Origin of the sequence: Bacillus sp. BF2-3 (genome assembly GCF_008368795.1) — a bacterium.
In the GTDB taxonomy this organism is placed as follows: domain Bacteria; phylum Bacillota; class Bacilli; order Bacillales; family Bacillaceae_G; genus Bacillus_A; species Bacillus_A cereus.
Genome location: NZ_QOSA01000042.1, coordinates 1 through 8,432, shown reverse-complemented (window position 1 = coordinate 8,432; position 8,432 = coordinate 1). Strand labels below are relative to the sequence as shown.

Sequence of the window (8,432 nt, the reverse complement as noted above, 5' to 3'; positions counted from 1 at the left end):
CTTATGTTAACATCTTCGTTAGTTAATGTCAACTAAGTTTTTTATTTCGTTTGTCGCTTTCGACGTTAATGTCATCGGCGACTTGTTCTATATTACACCCCCGTAGATCAACCGTCAATACCTTTTATCTTTTTTATTTTATAAATCATAAAAGCTTTACCCTGTCTTAATTTCTAACACAGCCTTAGAACTTCTTAAACTTATGTATTCAAACTAACAATCTGCAGCCTACACTCTCTAACTTAATACTAATACTTTTCTAAAGAATGAATGTGAGACCAAGTAAATATATATTAAGGATAGTATTTTTTCTTTTAGTACGTCCTCCCTCCTGCTCATCTCTAGGGAGATTATAAATAAAACACTTCTCTTCTTTACCTTTAAAATCTAATATACTTAGGAGGCGTTATGAAATGCATGTTAATAAAAAGATAATTTATGTATCCCATGATGCCCACTTCCACGGAGCACAGCTACTTTCTTTACATACTATTAAGGCTCTTAAAGAAAACTTTGATTACTCTGTTGCAATTATCTCTATTGGATCAGGTATTTTAATTCCAGATTTTCAAAAGTATGGTCCTGTTTATTGTCTCGAGCAAGGTTATCAAACAGAAGAAAAGGTCGAATTATTAATAAAGGATTTATTATCACAGGATTTTACCCTCGCCATATGTAGCACTGTCATAAGTGGCGATATCGTTGCATTACTAGCTAGACACAATATAAAAGTTGTTTCATTAATACATGAATTACCGCATTTAATACAACAGTACTCTGCTGAAGGGAAAGCTAAAAACATCGCTGAATTTGCTTACAAAGTTGTCTTCCCTTCACAATACGTATATGAAAAATTTCGTACAATCACTGAATTGGATCCTCAAAAATGTCACATTCTCCCTCAAGGTTTGTTTAACCACAATCCTTATAAAAACAATATCGCAAAAGCTAGAAATGAGTTACGTAAGAAGCTTAACCTGCCTCTAGATAGCAAAATTATCTTAGGTGTAGGCTTCGCAGATTATCGAAAAGGAATAGATTTATTCTCACTTATCTCTTACTCAGTACGAAAGACTCACAAGGATATTCATTTCATTTGGGTAGGGAGAACGGACGTTCAATTCCTGAATACACTGCCCCCTAAATATAAAGCACATTTCACATTAGTCGATCCTACTCCCGATATTGGATTATATAACGCCGGGGCTGACTTATACTTATTAACTTCAAGGGAAGATCCTTTTCCAAGTGTTGTTTTAGAAGCATTAGATGCAAAACTTCCTGTTATAGGGTTTAAAAATGCTGGAGGTTTTGAAGATGTTGTTACAGAAAAAACTGGTGCCTTAGTAGATTTTTTAAATTTACCCAAAATGCTAGAGAAAATATATGAATTTATTCACGATGAGGGATTACGATTACAAAAGGGAAGCTTTGGCCAAGAACTTATCGAAAAAAACTTCAATTTTCTTAATTACATTTATCAATTACTAGATCTTCTCGAACATAATTACAAAAAGATAAGTGTAATCATACCGAACTATAATTATGAAAAATACTTACCTGCTCGAATCGAATCAATCTTAAACCAAACCTACCCTCTTTACGAACTAATTTTCTTAGACGATGCCTCCACTGATCATAGCGTATCAACTTTTAAAAAGCTGCTCTCAAAAGAAAATAAGCCCCACCTGAAGGTTCAACAGATTATTAATGATAAAAACTCTGGTTCCGTATTTAAACAATGGATAAAAGGAGTCTCTGCAGCAACTGGTGATTATATTTGGATCGCAGAGGCCGATGACTTATGCGATAAGACATTTTTACAAGAGGTGATACAGGGGTTTTATATAAATAACAATATTACCTTAAGTTACACACAATCAAAACAAATTGATGAACAAGGAAATGTATTGGCTAATCATTATTTAAATTACACAAATGATATCGATAAAGAAAAATGGAAAGGCCCCTATTTTCGAAAAGGCGTCGAAGAAATACAAGATACGTTACTTATCAAAAACACTATACCTAATGTTTCAAGTGTAGTTTTTAAAAATATAGATATGAAGAAAACAGAAAAACAGTTAGAGAAGTTCAAAATAGCTGGTGATTGGTTTTTCTATGTTTCTCTTCTTACAGAGGGAGATATTTACTTCAATCCATCCCCCTTAAACTATCATAGACGACATTTAAATAGCGTAACGAGAACAGAAGATTCATACTCCCATTACAATGAAGTTGTACAAATGCAAAATTTCATTAAAGAAAGATTTACTATCGACGACATTTCTAAAATGAAAATGTATACATATAGAAAGCATCTTAAAGCATACTTAAAAATTTAAACATGTGCTTTCTATGCCATCAATATCTCTAGTAAGTTGCTACTATTACTTAAGGGAGGAATACTCTTTGAAAGACTTTATAGAGGAACATAAAGATTTAATTTCTCAAATCGCACACAACTATAATGTAAATGCAAGTATCCATCCTGAGGATCATATCTTTCAGTTCATTGTCACTAATCCCGTCTTCCCATCAAAAAAAGAAGCGATAGATTACTACTTTAAAGATGGGCAAAACTCAGCACAAATACTCTTAAACTTAATTACTTCCCTTTATCCTCCTACAGGCAATCCAATTAAATTGTTAGAATTTGCATCCGGATACGGCTGCGTAACACGTCATTTATTAAATCTACAAGCGAATTTGAGTATAACCGCTTGCGATATACACGAAGAGGCTATTTCCTTTATTGAAAACAAATTAAATAATTCTTCTATATTATCTCATCCTGAGCCTGAACAGTTAAAATTGGACTCCTCTACGTACGATATCGTTTTTTGTCTATCCTTTTTCTCTCATATGCCTGATACAACTTGGTTTCGTTGGCTGCAAACATTGTATAACGCTGTTTCACCTGGTGGTTTATTCATTTTCACAACCCATGGCTATCAAAGCAAAAAATACTTCGGGTTTCCAAATTTAAATGAAAAGGGCTATTGGTTTCTCTCTTCTAGTGAACAATTCGATTTAGATGTGAATCAATACGGACAAACGATAGTTAGTCCCTCTTACGTGTGTGACAAAATTAAATTATTACCCCATAACCCAATTATCAAAAAGTATACTGAAGGATTTTGGTGGGAACATCAAGACCTTTGGGTTATAGAAAAAGAAGCAAAATAATAACCCACGCTCTGCTTATATACAAGTAGAGTGTGGGTTATTATTTTTTACTATATAAGAACTCTTCAATCCATAGCTTATTTAATCTAATCCCATGTTTAAAATCTATTTTAGGTTCCCAATTCAATTCTTGTTTTACCTTATCAATATTTAAAATGATTTTTTGAACGTTCTCTTGTTTTTGTTTGTAACAGATAAAATCCACTTTTCTTTCTGTTATTTTCTCTAATTCCACTATAATTCGTTTTAAAGAAAGACCTTTGCCACTCCCTATGTTATATACGCAAGATTTCAATTGATTTAATTGTGCTAGTTGTATAGTAATTTCAACTAAATCATCGATATAAATATAATCTCTAATAATCTCCTCTGGATTCCCATATATATGAATCCTTTCATTACTGAGATGCTGGTACAAAAAACAATTTATCGCCCCAACTTTTTTTAAGGGGTTTTGGTATTTTCCATACGGATTAGAATATCTACATACAACATAATCTATTCCATATTTTCTCTTATAAAAGTACAAATAATTCTCCAGCGAAACTTTTGTTATTCCATACGGGGAAAGTGGTCTTAATGGATGTTTCTCATCAATAGGCAAATATTCAGGTTCACCATAAACTGTGCCTCCCGAAGAAGCTAATATAATTTTTTTAATACGAAAATCTTTAACACTTTCCATGAAATTAAGAAAAAATAGACTGCTATTAATATCACCGAAAACATCTTCAATTGAAGTTGCTACGTTAGACGTCGCAGCTAAATAAATAATAATATCTATATTCACTAAAGCCTTATATATATCCTCAACATTTTCTAAATCACCTTTAATAAATTCAACTTCACTTATAATATTTTGAGGAAAATTATTTATATGTCTGGAAAATACTTTTACATTTTGCCCCTGTTCCAATAAACCCAATGCGAGGTTGATACCAATGAAACTATTTCCACCTACTATTAAATAATTATTCTTCCTCATAATATCATCTCTCTAGTAATAAATTTTTCCCGTCGTCAAACCTAAAAATATACACAAATAAACTGGATCATTTCGATTATTCATCTTCTTATCATTGTATGTTTGTTATAAATTTTCATTATCTTTATTTTATATTTTCATTTTAGAATAGCTTCCTTATTCAGGTTGACTGCAAAAACACTCATAATATTTACTCATCCCCATGAATATATTTAATAAACAATCCTCACTTGTTTAACCCATAAAAAAAACGTCTACATACACAAATTTCCCAAAAAGGAGTGCTGAACTCATGAAAAATATAAATCAAGAACTTTTAAATCATGTAATTCTACATAAAGATCGAATTCCACATTACCATAAAGACTTTCCGATTATACTATTTTGGAGTCATAGAAGCGGATGCACCGCGTTAGCTAATTGGTTCTTTTTTCAAATCGGATTATTTACTGAAGCAAAGAAATACAATGACTTTATTCATTACTATGAGTTCTGGGTGTATAAGAACAATACAAATTACATACCCGAGTTACAAAATGGTCTTCTAGAGGGTAAAAAGGATGTTTGTAAACTTGTGCGAAATCCCTATACAAGGGCTGTCAGCTCATTTCTATTACTCGCTGACAACCCATATGCTAGCCCTCAATGGGAAAGTATCCGTCATTATTTTTATAATGACAAATATAGTAATCAAGGAATATCATTTAAACAATTTTTATATTACGTTCAGGCATTCGGCTCCAATTCTCTAGCGTTAGATATACATTTTAGTCAACAATACGTCCCTGGTGAAGAAAACTTCATCCAATGTTATATTCCTTTAGAAGATTTTAATACACAAATCACCAAACTAGAACAAACGTACGATTTGATAAAATCCCCTTTAGCACTTCTTACAAATTCAGATCATCATCGCGCACACAAGATGATTTATGCAGGGAGCTATGCAGAACTTAGCATTACAGATACAGACTTCCCACGATTTCCAACATACGAAAGCTTTTATGATAAAGAAACTATGGATTTAGTTACAGAAATATACGCACAGGATTTTGAAATGTACCCATACACGAAAGGGATATTTTAAGTCTATACATTTTCCCATGAATAAAAGCTGATGCATCGCATAGCATAAAGTGAAACTTTAATTCGATTGGGGGGTCTCTTCAACTGATTATTCCCTTCTCCTAATCGCAATTTTAAAAAATACCTAACTTTCACCCATTCCCCCTTTGATTTCGCTGATTGTTGACGTGTATCATACTTTCCATAAATAGATTGCATTTAACATAGGAGGGATGTCGTGTGGAAATCAATTTGAAACACAATAATGGGTACTGCGTTATTTGCGAAAAGAAAGCTACATTTATAGAGCATAATGATTGGCTTAGAGATCATTATTTATGTTCTACATGTAACTCTATACCAAGGCAGCGAGCTTTAATCCATGCTTTGCATACATTTTTTCCAAAATGGGATTCCTATAGTATCCACGAATCCTCTCCTGGAGGAATTACAACTCAGCTACTATTAAAAAACTGTAAAAACTATACTTATTCTCAATACTTTAGAAATTATCCTCTTGGCCAATACTTTCAAGGTATTAGATGTGAGAACTTAGAAGACATGACTTTTGAAGATGAATCTTTTGATTTATTCATTACTCAAGACGTTTTTGAGCATGTAATGATGCCAAACAAAGCCTTTAAAGAAATAGAACGAGTATTAAAACCTGGCGGTGCTCATGTATTTACTGTCCCTTGGTATCATACACTCACAAAAACTGTGCAAAGAGCAAGAATGAATCAAGAGGTGATTGAATATATTGAAGAGCCCATTTATCATGGAAACCCTATTGATGAGAATGGATCTTTAGTAACGTTCGATTGGGGGCAGGATATGATTGAATATATTTATACACACGCAAACATGTATACCATTGTTTATTTACAAAAGGATAGGTCACTAGGGTTAGATGCTGAATTTTTACATGTTTTTATTAGTAAAAAGCAAGAAAATAAAGTTTAATCACTATATAATTCGGAGGTTTAACAAATGAATAAATTTAAGTTAGGAAGTGATTTTGATCATCTTGTTAATTCACTATCTGATGTCGAACTTCTAAATTTATTTATACAAAGTTGTTCACAAACAACGATAAATGGGGTTCCCGTACCTAGGTTTCCTCCTGAAGAAATTCAAAAACAATTTGTAGGTGCTTCCTATGAACATGCTCTTTACGAAGCATATTTGTTTTATAGACATATAAAAGAATACGCCCAAAATTTAGGGGTTCCCTTGAATAAAGAAAGTAAAGTTTTAGACTTCGGCTGCGGATGGGGAAGAATTATACGCTTCTTATTTAAAGATGCCTCTGATCAAAATTTACTTGGCATTGATGTCGATCCTGCGATGATCACACTTTGTAATGAAACACTAGGAAGAGGGATATATAAAACAGCAAGTCCACATCCCCCTGTAGAATTCATTAGTGACAATTCATTAGATATCATATTCGCTTATTCTGTATTCTCACATTTATCCGAAGTAACTGCCGAAAATTGGGTAAAAGAATTTTCAAGAGTTCTTCGCCCTGGTGGAATCTTCATCGCAACAACACAAGCGCGCTATTTTCTTGATTTTTGTCAACAATTCCAAGAACATCCTGAATTAATTCAAACAGGATGGCATAAAACTTTATCTCAAGCTTTTCCAGATATACATCGCGCCATCTCGGATTATGAAAACGGCAAATTTGTTCACAGTCCTACTGGTGCAGGAGATGTTAGAAATAGTAGTTTTTACGGAGAAACTGTTATACCTAGGACTTATATTGAAAATCATTATGAGAAATATTTAAAGCTACAAGACTTTTTTGATGATGTAAATCGATTACCACAGGCCCTCTTTGTCCTTCAAAAAATTTAATTCCTTTCATTCAACGTAATAAATTCCATGACGAAAAGCACTTTCTATTTCAGCTATATATCAAATTACCTAATACTCTCTTATTAAGTAAGCTTAAAAAAATCCAATACATACCATAAAAAGACAGTAAACAGATAACATATCTCTTGTTTTAAAATTGCTTCACCAAATCAAGAATAACTTCCCAACACTTGAACTACGAAAAACATGAGGGGGATATAACTTGAAAATAATCGCTTTTTACTTACCACAATTCCATCAAATTAAAGAAAATGATCGATGGTGGGGGAAAGGATTTACTGAATGGACAAATACTAAAAGTGCACAACCTTTATTTTCAGGACATTATCAACCTAGGGAACCTTATCAAGATTTTTATTACGACTTAACTACCCCCTCCGTAAGAAAGTGGCAAGCGGAAATCGCTAAAGCATACGGTATATATGGTTTTTGTTATTATCATTACTGGTTTAAGGGAAAAAGACTATTAGAAACACCCTTTAATGAGGTACTAAAGATGAAGGAACCTGACTTCCCTTTTTGTCTTTCTTGGGCAAATGAACCATGGACAAAATCTTGGGATGGTCTCGATAAACATATATTAATGCCTCAAGACTACGGAGATATATCTGATTGGAAGGAACACTTTGATTATTTATTACAGGCTTTCCAAGATGAGAGATATATTTATATAGATGATAAACCTCTATTCATTATTTATCGTCCAGGACATATTCCTGATTGTGAAAAAATGCTTAATTACTGGAATGCATTAGCGCGAGAAAATGGTTTAAAAGGTATATACTTTGCTGAAACATTAAACAGTTTTCCACTACCTAATATAAATGGATTCGATGCCAGCATTCAGTTTGAACCTTTCTATACAATTGCCCATGATAGCTCTTCAGACATAAATAAGGTAATATATGATTCTGATATGCAATTAAATGTTTGGGACTACGATAAAGTATGGATGTATATATTACAACGATCGCTCCCAAAGAAAAAAACATTTCCCGGGGCTTTTGTTGATTGGGATAATACTGCACGACGTAAAAACGCGAATAGCAGCATCTTTGTAGGTTCTACCCCTGAAAAGTTCACCATATATTTAAGCAAGCAAATTCATCGTACTTACTCTTTTTATAACAGCGAGTTTTTATTTATTAACGCATGGAACGAGTGGGCGGAAGGAACTTACTTAGAGCCAGATAAAAAATATGGACTTTCTTATTTAGAAGGGGTTAAAAATGCAATTGATAGAGGTATGAAAGCATACAAAAAAGACGAGTCATTCTGACTCGTCTTAAAGTTGCTTGGCGACGTCCTA

Annotated in this window: 7 protein-coding genes; 6 read left to right on the top strand and 1 reads right to left on the bottom strand. The window is 33.0% G+C overall.

The features are described 5' to 3' along the window. The first annotated feature begins 413 nt into the window (after nt 1-413). Together DN401_RS25030 and DN401_RS25025 are read left to right on the top strand one after the other, a co-directional pair. Entirely contained in the window at nt 414-2,345 is a 1,932-nt protein-coding gene (locus tag DN401_RS25030; RefSeq protein ID WP_000558372.1) for a glycosyltransferase, read from the top strand. Nucleotides 2,346-2,412: 67 nt separating this feature from the next. Continuing rightward, a complete protein-coding gene (locus DN401_RS25025; RefSeq protein ID WP_000651232.1) occupies nt 2,413-3,189 on the top strand; it encodes a class I SAM-dependent methyltransferase in 777 nt (258 codons plus the stop codon). 40 nt (nt 3,190-3,229) lie between these two features. Here the strand turns inward: DN401_RS25025 and DN401_RS25020 are convergent, their stop codons facing one another. After that, nucleotides 3,230-4,174: an NAD-dependent epimerase/dehydratase family protein gene (locus DN401_RS25020; protein ID WP_001230820.1), complete on the bottom strand. Its 945-nt coding sequence runs from the start codon at nt 4,172-4,174 to the stop codon at nt 3,230-3,232. Nucleotides 4,175-4,466: 292 nt separating this feature from the next. Here DN401_RS25020 and DN401_RS25015 point away from each other — a divergent pair, with 292 nt between their 5' ends. From DN401_RS25015 to DN401_RS25000, 4 genes are all read left to right on the top strand, one after another. Next, the gene (locus DN401_RS25015; protein ID WP_149288012.1) at nt 4,467-5,261 is read left to right on the top strand and encodes a sulfotransferase family 2 domain-containing protein; all 795 of its coding nucleotides are present in this window, start codon (nt 4,467-4,469) and stop codon (nt 5,259-5,261) included. A gap of 218 nt (nt 5,262-5,479) precedes the next feature. Next, on the top strand, nt 5,480-6,202 hold the full coding sequence (locus DN401_RS25010) for a class I SAM-dependent methyltransferase (RefSeq protein WP_000405121.1): 723 nt from the start codon (nt 5,480-5,482) through the stop codon (nt 6,200-6,202). A gap of 27 nt (nt 6,203-6,229) precedes the next feature. Beyond that, entirely contained in the window at nt 6,230-7,102 is an 873-nt protein-coding gene (locus DN401_RS25005; RefSeq protein ID WP_001031898.1) for a class I SAM-dependent methyltransferase, read from the top strand. Nucleotides 7,103-7,325: 223 nt separating this feature from the next. Next, nucleotides 7,326-8,402: a glycosyltransferase WbsX family protein gene (locus tag DN401_RS25000; RefSeq protein WP_000690977.1), complete on the top strand. Its 1,077-nt coding sequence runs from the start codon at nt 7,326-7,328 to the stop codon at nt 8,400-8,402. Nucleotides 8,403-8,432: the final 30 nt, after the last annotated feature.

Bases quoted from the DNA above. Each gene is read 5' to 3' on its own strand.
- DN401_RS25030 (WP_000558372.1), top strand. From the start codon at position 414: ATGCATGTTAATAAAAAGATAATTTATGTATCCCATGATGCCCACTTC.
- DN401_RS25020 (WP_001230820.1), bottom strand. From the start codon at position 4,174: ATGAGGAAGAATAATTATTTAATAGTAGGTGGAAATAGTTTCATTGGT.
- DN401_RS25015 (WP_149288012.1), top strand. From the start codon at position 4,467: ATGAAAAATATAAATCAAGAACTTTTAAATCATGTAATTCTACATAAA.
- DN401_RS25005 (WP_001031898.1), top strand. From the start codon at position 6,230: ATGAATAAATTTAAGTTAGGAAGTGATTTTGATCATCTTGTTAATTCA.